Here is a 19037-nt window from a genome sequence, read left to right as displayed (position 1 = left end):
AATTAGTATAATTCTTTTTGGGCGAAAGTGCGAAAAAGGCAACTTGACACAGGAAAATTTACGAGATGTATTAATGAAAGGAAGTATTGCGCTATGGATGAGTTACGATTGCTGCCTTCGGTTCATGCTGTTTTGCAACAGAACGAGTGGGACCGCGGGGAGAAAGGTATTCCCGTCTCTGTAATCAAGAAATGGGTGCAAGAAGAAATTGATGCCCTGCGTCTTTCCTTAATAAATGACAGCTATAAAAAAGAGCGGGGAAGGGATCAATTTTTAGAAGCTGTCAGCACCAGTGTCCGCAAAAAGCTGGAGATCAATGGGGCTTATGCTTTGAGCAAAGTCGTTAATGCAACCGGGGTTGTCCTTCATACCAACCTTGGAAGGGCACGCTTAAGTGCAAAAGCAACAGCGCATGTACTTGAGGCCGCTTCTTCCTATACCAACCTGGAATACAGCCTTGAACAAGGAACGCGGGGGTCGCGACATGACATTATCGAGAAGCAGATTTGCGACATTACGGGCTGCGAGGCGGCAATGGTGGTCAACAATAATGCCGCTGCCGTCTATATGGTTTTATCGGCATTGGCCAAACAAAAAGAAGTCATCGTTTCAAGAGGAGAACTGGTGGAAATCGGCGGTTCCTTTCGCATTTCTTCCATTATGGAAGAGAGCGGTGCCTATTTGAAAGAAGTGGGGACAACCAATCGTACACACCTCCATGATTACACTGCGACGATCAATGAGGGAACGGCAATGCTGATGAAAGTTCATACAAGCAACTTCAAAATCACTGGATTTACAAAAGCGGTTTCTTCACAGGAACTCCTCACTTTAAAGGAACAGAACCCGGAGCTGATTGTATATGAAGACCTGGGAAGCGGTTCTTTGTTTCCTTTTACACGGTACGGAATTGGAGACGAGCCAGAAATACAGAGAAGTGTGGCGGCTGGGCTTGACCTGGTATCGTTCTCGGGGGACAAATTGATTGGAGGACCACAGGCCGGAATCATCGCAGGAAAGAGTAAATGGATCAACCAGCTGAAAAAACATCAATTGGCAAGGGTGCTGCGTGTCGACAAACTAACCCTGGCGGCCTTAGAGGCTACGCTTCTTTCGTATCATCAGGAGGATGCAGCCAGAGAAATTCCTGTTATTCGCGATATCGTGAGGCGGAAAGAGGAAATCAGGGATCAGGCGGAACGGATCAAAGAGAAGCTTTCACCGATGTATGAATGCCATATCACAGAGGGACATTCCATGGTAGGTGGGGGTACGATGCCTGAAGTTTCACTGCCGACCTATATTATAGAAGCAACTCATCCTGATTTTGGCGCAGCCGAGCTTTCAAGGAAGCTTAGAGAGCAGCCCGTTCCGGTCATTGTGACTGTTAAACATGACCGGTGCCATATTGATCCGAGGACCGTGGACGAAGCGGATGAGGCTGCTCTCCTTTCCGCTTTTCTTTCTCTTTAAAAAAAGCCAGCTTGATGGCTGGCTTACATTTTTCCGCCATGGTTTTGGCGGGTATGATTTCTGTTTTTAACTTTTTTTGATCCACTTAACGGTTCGGGCTGCCCTGGGTTTTCACCTTTAGGGGCATTTTTACGAATATCTTTAAACCGGTTGTGCTCTGTCATGGCTGACCTCCGAAATTGAATAATTTGGCGCTTGTTTTGGCATAGTAAAGGCATCTCAATTAAAAAGGAGAACGACCATGCCGTATCATAAAGACAAGCAACAAGCGTTTCAGGATGCAGAAAAAGGGTACTCGCAGGCCATTGAAGCCCATCAGCTGATTCAGTCGGATGCCGCGGATTATGGCACAAGGGTAAAAGAACTGAGAAAAGAGGCGGAAGAGGCTCTGCAGCAAATTGATAACGCTCTTGAAGTGTCTTCCGAGCACCAAAGAGAGCAGCTGGAGCAATACCGTTCACAGCTTCAGGGATATATGAACGAGTATAATGAATATTGATTAGTGACGCTTTTTCGTCTTTTTATTGTTTTGCTTTTGGGCTTCGGTCAACGGTTCGTTCTGAGTTTGCAGTTGTTCATTTCCGAACTCCGTTTCATAACCTGCACCGCCGCCTTGTGCTTTAGCTGCGTTCATGCCCGGACGGACATGATTGGCTTTACGTTTAGGCTTGGACATTTTTATTCCACCCCCTTGAACATTAGTCTGCGCAGTACCACGAAAAAAAGCACTCCCTATTTCTGGGGTGCTTTTTTAAATAGTGGAAATGCAGCTACTTACTTCTAAACCAGTCGATCAGGAGCCAGATTCCGCTTAAACCAACAAGGACATAAATGACATCCCCGGCTGTGGAACCGCTTCCAAAAATAGCGCTGACTACGTTAGTATCAAATAATCCGATTAATCCCCAGTTCAATGCCCCGATAATCGCAAGCAATGTGGCCAAATGTTTTAAGATCGCCATGCCGCCGACACTCCTTTCCTCTTCATATTAATTGAAGTCTCTTTATCATACGAAGACACAGCGGTTTGGTGATAGCTTCCGATTATAAGATTTACTTATATTGTTTAATAACTTTTATGTAATTTACTTATTGAAAGCACTTTCGTATGATAAGAAAGGGAAAAGATTGAAGTATAGATACAACGAAATTTGCAGGGGATTTAGCAATTTTTCGACAATTTTTCTCTGAATTAGTGTATGATGGGTATGATGGTTTTTTTGAAGGAGGAGAGTGGAGTAATGAGTAAACAACAAAATGATGTTTTCAAGGCGCGTTCATCATTCAGCGTCAATGGAAAAACCTACAACTATTATCGTCTTAAGGCACTCGAAGAAGCGGGTGTGGGCAATGTTTCCAACTTGCCATATTCCATTAAAATCTTGCTTGAGTCTGTCCTGCGTCAATATGACGGCCGAGTAATTTTGAAAGAACATATTGAGAATCTCTCTAAATGGGGAACAGCAGATGTAAAAAATATCGATGTTCCTTTCAAGCCGTCCCGCGTTATCCTGCAGGACTTTACAGGTGTTCCGGCAGTGGTTGACTTGGCTTCTCTTAGAAAAGCCATGAAGGATATGGGTGGAGACCCTGCACAAATCAATCCTGATATTCCGGTTGACCTGGTTGTTGACCACTCTGTACAAGTTGATAAATTTGGTACAGATGACTCATTAAATGTAAACATGAACCTTGAATTTGAACGAAACGAAGAGCGTTACAAGCTGCTTAGCTGGGCTCAATCCGCATTTGACAACTACCGTGCGGTTCCGCCTGCTACTGGTATCGTTCACCAGGTAAACCTGGAGTATCTTGCATCCGTGGTTCAAAGCCATGAAATCGACGGAGAGCTGGAAGCCTTCCCTGATTCATTGGTTGGAACGGATTCTCATACCACTATGATCAACGGTCTTGGTGTACTTGGATGGGGTGTTGGAGGAATTGAAGCGGAAGCCGGAATGCTCGGACAGCCGTCTTATTTCCCGGTACCTGAAGTTATTGGTGTAAAGCTTGTCGGTGAACTTCCTGACGGAGCTACCGCAACCGACCTTGCTCTTAAAGTTACACAAGTACTTCGCGAGAAAAAAGTTGTCGGCAAGTTTGTTGAATTCTTTGGTCCTGGACTTGCGGAAATGCCATTGGCTGACCGTGCGACGATCTCCAACATGGCTCCTGAATATGGCGCAACATGCGGATTCTTCCCGGTTGATGAAGAGGCGCTCAACTACCTTCGCCTGACTGGAAGAACTGAAGATCAAATCAAGCTTGTTGAAGAATATTGCAAAGCGAACGGCTTGTTCTATACTGCCGGTTCTTCTGAAGACCCTATTTTCACTGACATGGTGGAAATCAACCTCGGAGAAATTGAATCCAACCTTTCCGGACCAAAACGTCCGCAAGATTTGATTCCGCTTTCCAAAATGAAAGAAGCCTTCAATAAAGCACTTGTATCTCCACAAGGAAATGCAGGCTTTGGACTGACTGAAAAAGAAATCAATAAAGAAGCAGCCATTAAGCATCCAAACGGCGAAAAATCCGTGATGAAAACCGGTGCTGTTGCGATTGCGGCGATCACAAGCTGTACCAATACATCGAACCCTTACGTAATGATTGGTGCTGGTCTCCTGGCGAAGAAAGCAGTTGAAAAAGGATTAAAGGTACCGGGATATGTGAAAACTTCACTTGCTCCTGGATCCAAGGTTGTTACAGGATATCTTGAAAATGCAGGACTAATGTCGTACCTTGATCAACTTGGCTTCAACCTTGTCGGTTACGGCTGTACAACTTGTATCGGTAACTCCGGTCCTTTGTCCCTTGAAGTAGAAAAGGCAATTGCCAAGAATGACCTGACTGTCACTTCTGTACTTTCCGGTAACCGTAACTTTGAAGGACGTATCCACCCGTTGGTAAAAGCAAACTACCTTGCTTCTCCTCCGCTTGTTGTTGCATACGCACTTGCAGGAACGGTTAATATTGACCTCCAAACGGATTCCTTTGGAAAAGACAGCGAAGGCAATGATGTATACTTCAAAGACATCTGGCCTTCTTCAGCAGAAATTAAAGAAGCAATGCGTCTGGCTGTAACTCCTGAAGTGTTCAAGAAGGAGTACGAAGATGTTTTCGATGAGAATGCACGCTGGAATGCATTAAAAACAACTGGCGATAAGCTTTACGGCTGGGATGACAATTCCACTTACATCCAGAATCCGCCGTTCTTCGAAAATCTTACAGCTGAGCTTAAAGAAATTCAGCCGCTTAAAGACCTTCGCATGATTGCGAAATTCGGTGATTCTGTAACAACTGACCATATTTCTCCGGCTGGAGCAATTGCCAAAGATTCTCCTGCAGGAAAATACTTGATCAAAAATGGTGTTGAACCACGTGAGTTCAATTCATACGGTTCCCGCCGAGGAAATCATGAAGTCATGATGCGCGGTACGTTTGCTAACATCCGTATCCGTAACCAGATCGCTCCTGGAACTGAGGGCGGTTGGACAACATTCTGGCCGAAAGAAGAAGTTATGAGCATTTATGATGCAGCGATGAAATACAAAGAGAGCAACACCGGCCTTATGGTCATTGCAGGTAAGGACTATGGAATGGGAAGCTCCCGTGACTGGGCAGCAAAAGGTACAAACCTTCTTGGAATCCAAACTGTTCTTGCAGAAAGCTTCGAACGTATTCACCGCAGCAACCTTGTACTGATGGGTGTTCTTCCATTGCAGTTTAAAGAAGGCGAAAGCGCTGAAACGTTTGGCCTAACTGGAAAAGAATCCTTCACTGTACAAGTGGACGAAAATGTTAAACCTCGTGACGTTGTTAAAGTGACAGCAGTATCCGAGGATGGCACTAAAACTGAATTTGATGTGGTTGCCCGTTTTGACAGCGAAGTGGAGATCGATTACTATCGCCATGGAGGAATTCTTCCAATGGTACTCCGCAACAAAATTGCAAATAAACAGCCGCAAAACTAATAAAAGAAGCTCTCCATTCGTGGAGGGCTTTTTTGTATGCTTATTTTTCTGAACATTTGAATAAAAATTCTTCATTCTGTCAAAAGTAATAACAAACCAACCAGGAAGAAGGAATGAAGGATGAGAAAAAGCAGACATGCATCGTTTAAAGATTTAGTAACGGAAAATAAACGCGAGTTGCTGAGCAATCAGGATGAAATCGAAAGAATTGAAAAGAAGCTCGAAGAAAGACATACAAAAAGAGCCTAAAAGAGACAGGAAGTTCCTGTTTCTTTTTTAAGTTGAGGGAAAAGCTAGAAAGGAGCTTGCGGGCTGTATCCATCCGGCAAGCCTTAAGCCCTTTAAGGAGGTTGAAGCAATGAGCAACCCAAAGCGACATCCTCAGGCGTTTGTTCCAAGTCATCTTGGCACACAGCCGCGTGAAGGAAAAGGAAACAAAGGGAAGCAAATGGCCAATAAAGGCAACGAGCACCCTGATTATGTACCTCCAAAAGGATAACTCTCACCATGCCATTTTGCTCATAGAGCAAAGTGGCTTTTTTGTCCCATTTTCTGCTTGTTATGTGTACTACCACCATATAAATCGACAAAAAGCGAATAATTGTATATAGATGAGAAATAGGAGGGGTAGGGTTGATTACTGCTGAAGTAAAGCCGCTGCCTGTTTCAACCAAAAAAGAAGACCAGGATTTGCTATATCGCGAGCTAGAGCTGCAGATGCAACGCCTTGGCCATCTTGTTCCTTTTCGTGAAGAACTCAATTGGGAAAATGAGATCGGAACGGTTGAGATAGGTTCAGAAACCATTATTACAAGATTAAAGAAAGCTGCCGCAAAAAGTGACGGCGTCCTTTTGCTGTATGCAAAGCTGACAAAAGGAACAGTATATCAGCATATTATCATGCATCCGAACATCGAAGGGTTTTACCTGCCGTTTCGTTTTGAAGAGCCTTTTTTTATTACCGTAAAAAATAAAAAAATCTGGATTGGTTCGTCCGTCCGCCTGGCTGAAGAATTGAACTGGCTTGAAATCACGATGCTAAATCACGATCAGCAGGAAGTTGTGGAGTGCTGGAGCGCCTTAAAGCAATTATGCGAGCTCAGCATTGAACATCACTCGCCCATTATCTTAAATAAGCTAGGATAGCGTATAGATTCTCCCTTTTGATACAAACTATAATGGATCAAATATTGGGAGGACAGATAATATGGCTAAACCAGATGACAGAAGCAACAATGCGGAAAGATTGCAGCAAATGGTTGAAAATACACAAGAAAACATTCAGGAAGCAAACGACTCCCTGCAAAATACGGATATGACGGATGAGCAAAAACAGCAGATCCGAGAAAAAAACCAGCGAAGAGAAGAAAGCATCCAATCGTTCCAAAATGAAATAAAGGATGAGCAGAATTTTCGCAGGAATCAATAAATGAAAAAACAAGGGGCTGTCCAGAAAGTCAGAAAAATTGACTTCCGGCAGCTCCTTTTTATTTGGCATCATGGAGTGGATAATCATCTTCATTGATATGTTACTTGGAGTGGAGGTGCGAAGAGAGCATCCCGGAACAGAAAGTAACACAATCAGGAGCCTCACTGCATTTTATTTTATGGTCCGCCTCTCCTGTGGTACACTCAAATTCGAGGTGAAAGCAAACGATGTTGCGTTCAAAGACGAAAGTAGAAGTAAGGTATGCTGAAACTGATCAGATGGGAGTTGTTTATCATGCCAATTATCTGGTCTGGTTTGAGTTGGGAAGGACAGCTTTTATTAAAGACCTGGGCTTCAGTTATGCCCAGATGGAAGAGGATGGGATTCTCTCACCCGTAACCGAAATTCATGCGTACTACAAAAAGCCGCTGACTTATGGACAGGAAGCGATTGTGGAAACATGGGTGGAGGAATACACCGGGGTTAAGGTGGAATACGGGTACGAAATCAGAAACAGCAAAGGGGAATTGTGCATCACGGGCAGTTCCACACATGTCTGCGTAAAAAAAGACAGCTTCCGGCCTGTTTCAATGAAAAAGTATTTTCCTGAGTGGCATCTTGCGTATGAAAAAGAGAAGAAACAGAAGCAGGAACTGTAATGGCATTCGGATTGCAAAGAGAAGAGCTTCAGCGCTGGAAATCTGCAGTGGAGAATGGAGAAATCGCGTTTCTGACCCACTTTTGGTATGACCCCCGTTTTCCTGATGCTAAAACAGTTACCAAAGTCGGATGCAGTGATCTTGATAAACTTGAAAAATGGGGAAGAGGGTATGGGCTGAAGAAAGATTGGATTGACCACCATAACGGCTATCCTCATTTTGATTTAATGGGAACCAGACAGCAAGAAATCCTGAACAGGGAAAATAAGATCGAGCAGCTTGAGAAGCTGATGAAAAAAGGAAGGAACCGCTAAACTGCGGTTCCTTTTCTTCCTTATTATTCATAAGAAAAATCTACATCTTCATCTTCCTTGTTAAAATCAATCGTCAAATCGTGACCGTCAAAGTACCACAGGTCCTCCTGTTCGACGTAAAATGTTATACCGTCTTGCTGAACGGACGCTCCCGCTTCTTTAGGGGCTTCCTGAGATACTCCGAGGGAGAATCCACTCTGCACCGTACTGCAGCCGCCAAGGCGCACATAGAATCGCAAATGATCGCCCTCGCTTAATTCGAGTTCATTCCGGTACCAGTCTGCTGCAGGCTGTGTAATCGTTATTTTCATATCCATTCATCCTCTCTCTTTTTCGGCAAGAGTCTTTAATTACACCTTTTCACTCTCCTGCTACTATAGCCGAGATCAATTTTTAAGAAAAGAATTTTGTGCTGGAGCTGACTTTTCTTCAATCTGCAAAAGGGGTATAGTCCATAAGTGGATCCCTAATTACAAGACAGAAAGGATGTTTTGGCATGCTATACGACATGCGAAAGGTCTTTGAGCAGGCAAAAGAGCAATTTACTGTTTCAGACCTTTTTTCTTCAGAGCTGCATATTTTATTTATACTCGAATCCCCCCATCGTGAAGAAATCAAACATGGAGCGCCTCTGGCGGGATCTTCTGGCCGTTCTGTAAGCAAAGTGCTGTTTGGAGAACAAGAGAACTTGCCGTTTGGCCGGCTACTGAAAAAGAACAGCGAGCAGCCGCCATACAACGGTCTGGGCATTATGAATGTCTGTCCGTTTCCAATGCAAAGTGCGGCTATCCCATCCGGTGAATGGGTGAAGGAACATGATGATTTCGTGAATGTGGTAGAAAAAGTACGAACAACCAATGATAAAGATACTTTCAGGCAGGACGATTGGAATACTTTTCAGGAGATTATGCTTGAAGATTTTAAAGGGAGGCTGTCAAAGCTGAGCAGCCGTCCGCTGGTGCTCGTTCCATGCGGCCGTTTCGCACAAAAACAATTCAGGCTAACCGGTGTGTCCGGCGAGAGATGGCGCCTCATTGAAAATGTTCCCCATCCGTCATATAATTCCTGGACAAAAGAGCGATACCAGATGCAAATTGAGGGAGTGAAACAGGCAGTGGAGTCACTGACAGCAGGAGAATTAAAATAGGAACATCGTGACTCCGTATAATACCGCCGTTATGCCCGCTGCGATCAGAGCGGGTTTTAATTTGTATTTGGCATATTCAATCACCGGGAGATTAAGGATGCGGGCAATAGTGTTCGTGTCGTCGCTGAGCGGGGAGGCAAAGGCTCCGAACGTTCCGCTTGCAAAAACAGCACCGATGACGAGCGGAAGAGAAATGCCGGCAGCCTCGGACATGGATACGCCTAGCGGCATTAAAATACCCCAGGTCCCCCATGCAGACCCAATAAAATAAGAAACAGCACCACCGAAAATAAACAGTACCGGGGTGACAAATGCGGCCGGAATCCATCCGGCATGGCTCGTAATGAAAGCCGAAAACCCGAGCTTGTCCGTAACGGATGACAGTCCCCATACTACAGTGAGCAGCACGATGACAGACATTAAGTCATTGCCTCCGGCGATAAAGCCTTCCAGCATCGGGCCCGTTTTCATGCCTTGAAGCCGGTAGAAAATAAAGGAAAACAAGATGGTAATCACAAGAGCAACGACCATGGCATCCAGCACATCAGCTTTAATGAAAGACTGCAGGAAGCCATCTGCTTTTTTGCTTCCGTCCCACCAGGTGAGCAGCAATGTGAGCACCACTGCTATTATGAGCGGAATTAAAAGGTTCCACGGCTTAATGGGAAGCTCTGTGGAGACGGCGGGATCACAATTGTGCCAGTCCTCGTCCGGTTCTTCAATCGATTCACTGCTGCTCATTGGCTTTGAGCTGGAATGATGGAAAAAACTTAAATAAATTCCGAGTAAAATCATTACAAAGGAAAAAAAGTTGTAGGGAATGCTCTGGATAAATAAAGAATAGGCATCCTGATGAATGTTTTCGTTCTCTAACGCCATATCAACAATGGAGGTCATGTAGCCGACAAACGCCGTTGCGACCGGAATCAAAACAATAATCGGGGTAGCTGTTGTCTCAATGACAAATCCCAGTTCCTGTGTTGACATTTTTACTTTTTTTAACAGTGATCGCATAATGGGGGCGATGGTAACAAACCGGAAACTCGGCGCACTGAACGTTCCGATCGTGGAAACATAAGTCAGAAAAAGAGCGCCTTTTTTGGTTTTAATTTTTGAGGAAGCGGCCTCCACAAATCCGCGGATTCCGCCTGAAAGCTTGATGATGCCTACCAGCCCGGAAAACGCGTACAAAAAAAGAAGGATCTTCAGGTTGCTGTGGTCGGTCAGCCCCTTAATGATAAAAGAAAGCATCTTTTTGAGCCCTCCGATAAGGGAAGGCTCAAGCAGATAACAGCCGGAAAGAAAGCCGATAAATAAGCCGGGAAGCACCTGGCGCGTTTTGATGGCGATGGGAATTACAACAAGAAAGGGAATGATCGACAGCCAGTTATTATTCATTATGTCACCCGTTTTCATAGAAATAAACTAATGATTAGCATGCGATGGAACCAGGAAATTATTCTCTTTTTCCAAGCGTGCTTGAAATAGGGGACAGCATGTAAAGGTTGCAATATTTCCTCTGGCATGGTAAGGTTATTTTCGATAATAAATTGTACGGCAAAACTGTTTATATATACTTCTGTATAGGGGCATAATATTCAATATATGTGCCTTTTTTTAAGGCCAACTTTGTTTAATGATCTTTATTGTAAACAAAAAAACTCACCAGGCGTGGTTTTTTTAAGATTTAAAAGATGATTTCAGGATGTTTTGGGAAGTATAAGGAAATGGTTTTGACGAAAAAGGAGACAGTTACACATTGACAACATTCAGTGAATTAGGTTTAAGTCCCGAATTGCTAAAATCCATTAACAATATGGGATTTGAGGAAGCGACACCGATCCAGCGTGATACGATTCCTACAGCACTTAAAGGAACGGACCTTATCGGTCAGGCACAAACAGGAACAGGAAAAACAGCAGCTTTTGGTATTCCGCTTATTGAGAAAATTGACGTGAAATCCCGTAAAATCCAGGGAATTGTTCTTGCTCCCACTCGTGAACTTGCTGTTCAGGTTGGAGAAGAATTAAATAAAATCGGTCAATTCAAAGGCATCAAAACACTGCCGATTTATGGTGGACAATCGATCGTTCGACAAATCAAAGCGTTGAAGAATGGTCCTCATATTATCGTAGGTACTCCAGGGCGTGTAATCGACCATATCAACAGAAAAACGTTAAAGCTTGAAGACGTTCATACCGTCGTTCTTGATGAAGCGGATGAAATGCTGAACATGGGCTTTATCGAGGATATTGAAACGATCCTTGAGAACGTGCCAAATGAACGCCATACTATGCTCTTCTCGGCTACTATGCCAAAACAAATTCAAAAGCTTGCTGAACGATTCATGAAGGATGTCCTTATTATCCGTGTGAAGGCAAGTGAAATGACTGTTAAAAGCATTGAACAGGAATACGTAGAGGTGAAGGAAAAGCAGAAGTTTGATGCTCTTACCCGACTGCTTGATATTCAATCACCTGAACTTGCGATCGTGTTCGGTCGTACAAAACGCCGAGTGGATGAATTATCTGAAGCGCTGAACAAGCGTGGATATTCAGCAGAAGGAATCCATGGAGACCTTCCGCAGTCCAAACGTGACATGGTGCTTCGCGCATTCAAAAACAATACCATCGAAGTGCTTGTGGCAACAGATGTTGCAGCACGCGGATTGGATATCAGCGGTGTATCCCATGTATATAATTTTGATATTCCTCAAGATCCTGAAAGTTATGTCCACCGTATTGGACGTACAGGCCGTGCAGGAAAAACAGGTTATGCGCTAACCTTTATTACACCGCGTGAAATCGACCACCTTTATACCATTGAAAAAATCACAAAACGCAAGATGGTCAAACGTGCTGTACCATCCATGAATGAAGCGATGGAAGGACAGCAGAAAATGGCTGTTGACAAGCTTTTGAGTATCATGGAAGATGGTGATCTCGGAGGTTATAAACAAACGGCAATGGAAATGCTTGAAGAGCACGATTCCGTATCACTCGTATCAGCTGCCTTAAAACTGCTGACAAAAGAGCCGGATACTACGCCGATTGAGTTAACCTTTGAACCGCCATTGGCCAGCAAAAAAGGCCGACGCGAAAATCGTTACGGTGATCGCAGACGTCCTCAGCGCGGCAACGATTCCCGTGATAAGAGAAGAAGCGGTGGCGGCCGCAGCGACAAGCAGCGCCAACAGGGCGGCGGCGGAAACCGCGATATGTCCTACCGTGCTTCAAAACGCGTAAGAGAAGATAAAAAAGCAAAATAAATTAAAATCAAAGGAGCTCCTTCATGTTATGTGAAGGGGCTTCTTTTTTATGTTCTGTGATTGCGGAACATGTGATTTGGCATACTACCAGTTAGGAGGGATCACGATGATTATTGAAAATACCATCCATACGTTTACAGCGAAGAACGGCGAAGCCATTACCCTTCGTCCGGTTGTCTTTGAGGATGCTGATCATATTATTGAAGCAGTAAAAGAAATTGTGGAAGCCGGTGAGTTTTTGCAGAAAGAGAGACCCCGCACACTTGAAGAGGAATTAACCTTTATAAAAGAGTGCCAGGAAAAAGGGAACATGTATACCGCCATAGAAAAACACGGGGAAGTAATCGGCATTGCACGGATCCTGAGAGGGGAATTGGCGATGAAACGCCATACCGGCATGTTTCGGACTTGGATTAATTCAAAGGGACAGGGCTTGGGAATCGGCAAGGAGGTTATGGAGTATTCCATTGCCTGGGCAAAGAAAAATGAACTGTATAAGATCAGCCTGACCGTTTTTTCGGAAAACAAGGTAGCGATCAAACTGTATGAAAAGGCCGGATTTGTTGTGGAAGGAGTTCAAAAAGGACAGGTGAAGATCAACGGGTCTTTTCAGGATGAATGGTGGATGGCGTACTTTTTGTGAGGCAAAGTATGTCGATGGAAAGAAATCAGTATGGTTTCGGAAAAACAGGCCGTCTTTTTTCGTGAATATATGCACAATTCTCGCGTCGATAGCATAGAGAATGATACATAATTATGGTAAAGTGTAAGAAATGACAATTATAAATGGAGAGTTCAATGAATAGAGCACGAATGACCGAAACCAAAGACAAAACGATAAACCCGACAGCGGTTTCAATCGCCGCTGTCTACCGTGAAATGAAAGGATTGGATGCACAGCAGGAAGCCCGCGCCGTGCTGGAGTTGTACGACAAGGTAAAAAATCAGCAGTTTGCTATCGCGTTTTGCGGCCATTTCTCGGCCGGGAAATCAAGCATGATCAACGAGCTGATCGGTAAAAATATCCTCCCGTCAAGTCCGATTCCGACAAGTGCCAATGTAGTAAAGGTCCAAAGCGGAAGCCCTTCCGCACGGGTGAAAGTCAGGGATAAAGGCATCATTCATATTGATGCTCCCGTTAATCTTGAGAAAATCAAAAAGTGGGCGAAAAATGGCCATGAGATTGAAAGCATCGAAATCAATGTCGAGCAGGACCTTCTTCCTGACCGCATTGCCATTTATGATACGCCTGGGATTGATTCCACTGACGATGCTCACAAAGTAGCCACTGAATCTGCGCTCCACATGGCTGATGTGGTGTTTTATATCATGGACTATAATCATGTCCTTTCACAGCTCAATTTTACCTTTATCCGCCTGTTAAAAGAGCAGGGAAAAAAGGTGTATTTGATTGTGAACCAAATTGATAAGCATAATGAGAAGGAACTGGCTTTCTCGGCTTTTGCCGAAAAAGTGAAAAACGGCTTCAAAAGCTGGGACATAGAGTCTGAGGATATCTTTTTTACAACGATCATGGAAAAGGAACATCCCGGCAATCAGCTGCGTGAAATTAAAACGCTCTTTCAGAGGTTTTACCTTGCCAAGGATGAGTGGGTGGAAGAGAATGCCCGCAAAGAGACTGAGCGCTTGATCAGCACAGCTGTGCAAAATGGTCTGGATCTTGATGAAGAACATCATCAGGAAGCATTTGAGCTTGCCGGACAGCAAGACGAAGAAAGTGTTAAAGCCCTCGCCGAAAAGCTTTCTGGAGAAATGGAAAGAGCAGAACAGCAGAAGAAAGAAAACCAGAATGGCATCACGAAGGAATTTAAAGATATTCTCGACAATGCGATCCTCATGCCGTTTCAGACCAGAGATCTGGCCAAGAATTATATTGAAAGCCGGCAGGACAGCTTTAAGGTTGGCCTTTTGTTTGCGGGAAAGAAAACCGATGCAGAAAGAAAAGGAAGACTGAATGCATTCCATGAATCGGTAAAAGAAAATGTAAAAACGCAAATCAGCTGGCATTTAAAAGATTTTTTTCAGTCACACGGTGTTTCAGTAAAAAGTGAGCCTGTCATCGGGGAAGACAGCCTGGCAGCACTCATTAAACCGGGGGCTTCATTAAACGGCAATTATGTGCTGCAATATTGCAACGACGTGGTGGCTGAAATCAAGAAACAATATACATCTCATTTTCGCGATGAACTGAATCGTCTGGCCGATGAAGCGTCAGAGGCATCCAACCAGGAACTACGAAAATTGCGAACAGAACTGAACACTCAGGAAAAAATACTTAAGGCCCATAAGGAAAAGAGAGAAATCCTTGGAAAATGGAATGAAATATCAGAAGAGCTTAAAGGGTCCCTGAACAAGCCAGCGAACAGTGCGAACGCGGTTGAAGAGGCTGAAGAGGATTTGATTCAGAGTATTGAAATGGTTTCCATGGATGAGCTTCCGGAAAATACAGATGTAAAAGAGACCGTTGAAGAGGTGGATTCTTCTGTTGGTACAGGCAAGGAGGAGGCCAAGGCTGAGGAAAATGAACTGCTGAAGGAAGCGGAGCAGCTTCAGAAAGCGGCGAACGTTCTTTCAAAACTTTACTTGATGAAAAACCGCGCTTCGGATATGAATCAATTTGCCGAAAAAATGAAGAACAGGGACTTTACCGTATCTTTGTTTGGTGCCTTCTCGGCGGGAAAATCATCATTTGCCAATGCCCTGATAGGAGAGGATCTTCTACCGGTTTCTCCAAATCCCACTACGGCTACAATCAATCGCATCGCCCCTCCAAACGGGGAGTATTTACATGGTACGGCGCGTATCCACTTTAAAAAAGAAGAGGATTTGCTGGCAGAGATCAATCAATCGCTTGTCCATTTTGGAAAGCAGGCAGGCACGATGGAGGAAGCGGTTTCCATTACAAAGATGATGGACGGCTCCAGGCATTCTGACGAACTGCGGCCGCACCTCCAATTTCTGCTGGCAGTCTCCAGCGGTTTTGACGCGGTTAGCAATCTGCTGGGCAAAGAGCAAACGGTTTCTGTTGAACAGTTTAAATCCTTTGTGGCAGACGAAGAAAAAGCATGTTTTACTGAAAGTGTCACGGTGTATTATGATTGTCCATTAACTTCAATGGGTGTCACACTTGTTGACACGCCGGGAGCCGATTCGATCAATGCCCGCCATACAAATGTTGCTTTTGAGTTTATTAAAAAATCCGATGCCATTTTGTATGTCACGTATTACAACCATGCGTTCTCAGCAGCAGACCGTGAATTTCTCATTCAGCTCGGCCGGGTAAAAGATACCTTCGAGCTGGATAAAATGTTTTTTGTAATTAATGCCTCTGACCTGGCCAAAGACGATGAAGAACTTCAGGATGTAGTCGGTCATGTGGGTGATAACCTTCGCCAGTTTGGAATCCGGAAGCCGAAATTATTTCCGATGTCCAGCTACTTTTCCCTGCTGGGACAAAAAGAACCATCTGCCTGGCATTCCGGGGAGGCTGAGCGGCTGAAGAAAAAGTATGGAAGCCTGGTTGATCAGCAGGATCATCTTTTGAAGGCAACGGGTTATACCCGTTTCATGGAGGCATTTACCGGGTTTTTGAACCATGATCTGGCTCACGTAATGGTAACAGCCGCCAAAAAGCAGCTGTCACAAGCAAGCAGCGTGCTCGACCGTTTCATTGCTGAAGCCATCTCCAATCAGGAAAACGCCGAGCAAAAGAAGGAAGAACTGCAGCGCACACTCAGCGGACTTCAGGAAAAAATAAACGATTATTCCCTGGTGCAGAAACAGGATGCTCTGGAAAAAGAGATTCAGGAGCTGTTATATTACGTGAAACAGAGGGTCATGCTGCGGTTTACCGAATTTTTTAATGAAGCCTTTAATCCGGCTGTCATTTCCGGTTCGGTAAAAGAGCAAAAAAATGCCCTCCCTAAAAGCGGGAAAGAGCTTCACCAGACGATTCAATTTGACCTTCAACAGGAATCAAGGGCCACTGTCCTTCGGGTGGAGAGAGTGATTGTCGGATTGATGTCGGAGCTGAATGAAGAGCTGGACAGAAAGCTTGCCGAATGGGATCCGCCGCAGTATGAGATGCAAAAAGAGCGCGTCCAGTTTGAAACACTGGTGGTTGAAACCGAACTGAGACAAGTGCAAGGAAGTGAATCCGTTTATAAAGAGTTTAAAAATGCCAAGCAGTTCTTTGAGCAAGGCGGCAAGAAAAAGGCAATGAATCAAATGTACGATCTGTTCGAAGGACCTGTAACAAGGTTTACAGAAGATAGTGCGGACGTGTTCAGCCGGTATTATCAGCCGCTGTTGGAAGAAGGGGCTCAAAAAGAAATGGAATTCCGCATAAAAGAATACATTGATTATTATGAAGGGCTTCTTCAAACTTTGAATTCTCCATTCGTGGTGGAAGAGATGAAGAAAACCCGCGAAGCGTTAAAACAACTTGTTTAACCAATAAAAAAGAAGCCGTCCTGCGTGGACGGTTTCTTTTTGTGTTGATTTTATTGAAGTTCGTTTGTAAAGTTGGCATCGATTAAACCGAGCTTCTTATGAATGGTATTTACCTGATTCTGAAACTTTTGGAATTCCTCATCTGCCTGTGCAGTTTTCTTTTCATCGCCAAGCCCCTCAGCCCGTGTTTGATAGGATGCTCCAAGATCTTTAAAGGCCGATTTGAACGTTTTTTGGTCTTCTTTAGGCAGGGAAGAAGGGACGTTAAGCTCCGGGATTTCTTTCGCTGCTTCTTCTCCAGATGTTTTTGCAGCATTTTTCAGCTTTTCAATGTCACTTTTTGGAGTTTTCTTTTCGGGATCCATTGCCGCAGTATAGGCGTTAAACGGAGCATGATAGTCACGCAATTTCGCTCCAAGCTCTACTTCGAAATCGAGAAGTGCAGATTTTTCTGCGTTTTTGGATGAAGAAGCTTCTGTTTTTGTCTGCTCTTTACCCTTTGCTTCTTTTTCCTGGCTGCAGCCCACATTCAAGGCTAACAGAAGCACAATTCCTAAGGTTGCTGTTTTTTTCATAACTAACTTCCTCTCCCAATATGTAATTTTCTTGAAGTTTACGGGCAAAATCTAGTTTATTCTCTTTACAATCTTTTGTAAAATGATAAATTATTTCAAATTTTTCGAAGAATGGTACATGTGGTCTGCACCATGGTATACTTTTATCAATAAAGAAAGGTGGGCATCATGATGAGTGTTCATATGGAAATCAGCAAACATTCAAGCAAGCAGCATGAGGTTGTGGCTCAATTTCTCCAGCTTGAGAAGAAAAGGGAACAACTGATTGAAGAAGCAGTGGAGCGCTGCAGCAGCCAGGAACCTTTTAGCGTAAATGAAATTAACGATGTAAGCCGGCGAATGAACGTGCTTGCACAAAAAGGCATTGTGCCCCAGCGGAAAATAATTTCGGAAGACATGGTGAAAGAGTATGTCGGCCGCACAAAAAAACAGGCATCCTCTAAGTAAAGAGGGATGCCTGTTTTCATTTGGAAATTTTAACTGTCAAGAGAAGCAATAAACGTTTCAAGCCGGTCGAGGCCTGCTTTTAGCTGCTCCATTGAGGCAGCGTAGGAGATACGGATAAAGCCCTCGCCATACTCGGAAAAAGCCGAACCGGGAACAACTGCCACCTGCTGTGATTCAAGCAGTTTTGTTGCGAATTCAAGCGACGTCAGCCCGAATCGTTTGATATCAGGAAAGATATAAAACGCACCGCCCGGAGTTTCTGCATGGAGACCCATCTCACCGAGCCTTTTCGCCACGAAAGAAAGCCGGTGGCTGTATTCTTTCTTCATCGGGAGGGCGTCATCCTTACCGGTGGTTAATGCTTCGAGAGCTGCCATCTGTGAGATGGTTGACGCACAGGTTACATTGTATTGGTGGACCTTCAGCATATGCTGCGAAATCTCTTTTGGAGCAAACAGCATACCGATTCTCCAGCCTGTCATGGAATGGGATTTGGAAAGGCCGTTGATCACGATCGTCCGTTCTCTCATCCCTTCCATTGACGCAATGGAAACATGCGGATGGCTGTAAGTCAGTTCACTGTATATCTCATCTGATAAAACAAACAGCTCGGCTTCACTCAGCACTGCCGCGATATCCTCAAGCTCTGCCTGGTTTAGAACACAGCCTGTCGGATTGGATGGATAGGGTAAAATAACGCATTTCGTTTTTGGTGTCAAATGCTCACGGATCAGTTCCGCTGTTAGTTTAAAGCCAGTTTTTGCAGTATCTATGTATACAGGCTGGGCTTTGCACATTTCAATTACCGGTGCATAGCCGGGATAGACCGGACCGGGAAGCAACACTTCGCTGCCTTCATCCAAAATGGAACGCAGGGAGATATCAATGGCCTCGCTCGCGCCGTTTGTGATAATGACTTCATTTTCGGGATTGTAATTGAGTCCGTATTTTTCTTCAACGAAGGCTGCAGCCGCCTGGCGCAATTCCAAATAGCCCGCATTATGGGAGTATACGGTATGATTTTCATCGATTGCCCGCTTTGCCGCTTCCTTGATGTGATCAGGGGTGGGAAAGTCCGGCAGGCCAAGGGTAAACGATATCGCATCGGGATAATGGCTTACCTGGTTATAAAATTTTCGGATCCCTGAAATCTGGATGTGCCTGACTGAAGGGTTAAGTAAATGTTCCAACATATTCTTCCTCTCTGTATCCTTGTCCGTTTGTTCCTAAGTTTAGCTTTAATTATTGTTTCCAGTCAATGGGTTTGATTTTCTTGTA

General features: G+C 44.4%; 21 protein-coding genes. 14 read left to right on the top strand and 7 right to left on the bottom strand.

Translation table 11 applies throughout. The features are described from left to right. The first annotated feature begins 93 nt into the window (after positions 1 to 93). On the top strand, positions 94 to 1473 hold the full coding sequence (gene selA / locus QYB97_RS02240; RefSeq protein WP_301164322.1) for an L-seryl-tRNA(Sec) selenium transferase: 1380 nt from the start codon (positions 94 to 96) through the stop codon (positions 1471 to 1473). A 23-nt stretch (positions 1474 to 1496) separates the two neighbouring features. Here selA and QYB97_RS02235 read toward each other — a convergent pair whose 3' ends face one another. Continuing rightward, positions 1497 to 1637, bottom strand: coding sequence for a small acid-soluble spore protein P (locus QYB97_RS02235; RefSeq protein WP_061969788.1), 141 nt, complete (start codon positions 1635 to 1637; stop codon positions 1497 to 1499). Between the two features lie 77 nt (positions 1638 to 1714). Between QYB97_RS02235 and QYB97_RS02230 the strand changes: the two genes are divergently transcribed. Next, entirely contained in the window at positions 1715 to 1972 is a 258-nt protein-coding gene (locus QYB97_RS02230) for a hypothetical protein (RefSeq protein WP_301164321.1), read from the top strand. Here QYB97_RS02230 and sspO read toward each other — a convergent pair whose 3' ends face one another. Both sspO and QYB97_RS02220 read right to left on the bottom strand, forming a co-directional pair. Then, on the bottom strand, positions 1973 to 2149 hold the full coding sequence (sspO, locus tag QYB97_RS02225) for a small acid-soluble spore protein SspO (protein WP_301164320.1): 177 nt from the start codon (positions 2147 to 2149) through the stop codon (positions 1973 to 1975). Positions 2150 to 2243: 94 nt separating this feature from the next. Further along, positions 2244 to 2435 (bottom strand): DUF378 domain-containing protein, encoded by a 192-nt coding sequence (locus tag QYB97_RS02220; protein WP_301164319.1) that lies wholly within the window; start codon positions 2433 to 2435, stop codon positions 2244 to 2246. Positions 2436 to 2714: 279 nt separating this feature from the next. On the opposite strand from QYB97_RS02220, the gene acnA reads away from it, so the two are divergent. The 7 genes from acnA (at position 2715) to QYB97_RS02185 (ending at position 7849) form a co-directional block, all read left to right on the top strand. Next, complete coding sequence (gene acnA / locus QYB97_RS02215) at positions 2715 to 5447, top strand: aconitate hydratase AcnA (RefSeq protein ID WP_301164318.1); 2733 nt, start codon at positions 2715 to 2717, stop codon at positions 5445 to 5447. 120 nt (positions 5448 to 5567) lie between these two features. Continuing rightward, entirely contained in the window at positions 5568 to 5696 is a 129-nt protein-coding gene (locus QYB97_RS02210) for an FbpB family small basic protein (protein WP_301164317.1), read from the top strand. Positions 5697 to 5805: 109 nt separating this feature from the next. Beyond that, positions 5806 to 5946 carry an acid-soluble spore protein N gene (locus QYB97_RS02205; RefSeq protein ID WP_283894963.1) on the top strand — a complete coding sequence of 47 codons (141 nt, stop codon included), beginning with the start codon at positions 5806 to 5808 and terminating at the stop codon, positions 5944 to 5946. Between the two features lie 134 nt (positions 5947 to 6080). Beyond that, entirely contained in the window at positions 6081 to 6593 is a 513-nt protein-coding gene (locus QYB97_RS02200; RefSeq protein ID WP_301164316.1) for a hypothetical protein, read from the top strand. A 61-nt stretch (positions 6594 to 6654) separates the two neighbouring features. After that, positions 6655 to 6876: a small acid-soluble spore protein Tlp gene (tlp, locus tag QYB97_RS02195; RefSeq protein ID WP_301164315.1), complete on the top strand. Its 222-nt coding sequence runs from the start codon at positions 6655 to 6657 to the stop codon at positions 6874 to 6876. 227 nt (positions 6877 to 7103) lie between these two features. Next, entirely contained in the window at positions 7104 to 7535 is a 432-nt protein-coding gene (locus QYB97_RS02190; protein WP_301164314.1) for an acyl-CoA thioesterase, read from the top strand. After that, positions 7535 to 7849 (top strand): hypothetical protein, encoded by a 315-nt coding sequence (locus QYB97_RS02185; protein ID WP_301164313.1) that lies wholly within the window; start codon positions 7535 to 7537, stop codon positions 7847 to 7849. The genes QYB97_RS02190 and QYB97_RS02185 overlap by 1 nt, the downstream gene beginning before the upstream one ends. A 23-nt stretch (positions 7850 to 7872) precedes the next feature. Here QYB97_RS02185 and QYB97_RS02180 read toward each other — a convergent pair whose 3' ends face one another. Continuing rightward, positions 7873 to 8160, bottom strand: coding sequence for a HesB/YadR/YfhF family protein (locus QYB97_RS02180; RefSeq protein WP_301164312.1), 288 nt, complete (start codon positions 8158 to 8160; stop codon positions 7873 to 7875). Positions 8161 to 8345: 185 nt separating this feature from the next. Between QYB97_RS02180 and QYB97_RS02175 the strand changes: the two genes are divergently transcribed. Continuing rightward, entirely contained in the window at positions 8346 to 8996 is a 651-nt protein-coding gene (locus tag QYB97_RS02175) for a uracil-DNA glycosylase family protein (protein WP_301164311.1), read from the top strand. On the opposite strand, the gene QYB97_RS02170 is transcribed toward QYB97_RS02175, so the two are convergent. After that, positions 8988 to 10394: a Na+/H+ antiporter NhaC family protein gene (locus tag QYB97_RS02170; protein WP_301164310.1), complete on the bottom strand. Its 1407-nt coding sequence runs from the start codon at positions 10392 to 10394 to the stop codon at positions 8988 to 8990. The two genes, QYB97_RS02175 and QYB97_RS02170, sit on opposite strands and share 9 nt — an antisense overlap. A gap of 361 nt (positions 10395 to 10755) precedes the next feature. Between QYB97_RS02170 and cshA the strand changes: the two genes are divergently transcribed. From cshA to QYB97_RS02155, 3 genes are all read left to right on the top strand, one after another. Beyond that, complete coding sequence (gene cshA / locus QYB97_RS02165) at positions 10756 to 12264, top strand: degradosome RNA helicase CshA (RefSeq protein ID WP_301164309.1); 1509 nt, start codon at positions 10756 to 10758, stop codon at positions 12262 to 12264. A 106-nt stretch (positions 12265 to 12370) separates the two neighbouring features. Then, positions 12371 to 12907, top strand: coding sequence for a GNAT family N-acetyltransferase (locus QYB97_RS02160; protein WP_301164308.1), 537 nt, complete (start codon positions 12371 to 12373; stop codon positions 12905 to 12907). A gap of 155 nt (positions 12908 to 13062) precedes the next feature. Beyond that, positions 13063 to 16737 carry a dynamin family protein gene (locus tag QYB97_RS02155; RefSeq protein WP_301164307.1) on the top strand — a complete coding sequence of 1225 codons (3675 nt, stop codon included), beginning with the start codon at positions 13063 to 13065 and terminating at the stop codon, positions 16735 to 16737. A gap of 50 nt (positions 16738 to 16787) precedes the next feature. Here the strand turns inward: QYB97_RS02155 and QYB97_RS02150 are convergent, their stop codons facing one another. Next, positions 16788 to 17312: a hypothetical protein gene (locus tag QYB97_RS02150; RefSeq protein WP_301164306.1), complete on the bottom strand. Its 525-nt coding sequence runs from the start codon at positions 17310 to 17312 to the stop codon at positions 16788 to 16790. Positions 17313 to 17480: 168 nt separating this feature from the next. Between QYB97_RS02150 and QYB97_RS02145 the strand changes: the two genes are divergently transcribed. Next, entirely contained in the window at positions 17481 to 17759 is a 279-nt protein-coding gene (locus tag QYB97_RS02145) for a DUF2533 family protein (RefSeq protein ID WP_301164305.1), read from the top strand. A 29-nt stretch (positions 17760 to 17788) separates the two neighbouring features. Here QYB97_RS02145 and QYB97_RS02140 read toward each other — a convergent pair whose 3' ends face one another. Then, complete coding sequence (locus QYB97_RS02140) at positions 17789 to 18949, bottom strand: aminotransferase A (protein WP_301164900.1); 1161 nt, start codon at positions 18947 to 18949, stop codon at positions 17789 to 17791. Positions 18950 to 19037: the final 88 nt, after the last annotated feature.

The sequence above is a fragment of the Fictibacillus fluitans genome, assembly GCF_030418125.1.
GTDB classification, from domain to species: domain Bacteria; phylum Bacillota; class Bacilli; order Bacillales; family Fictibacillaceae; genus Fictibacillus_C; species Fictibacillus_C fluitans.
This window is presented reverse-complemented; position numbering and strand designations above follow the sequence as displayed.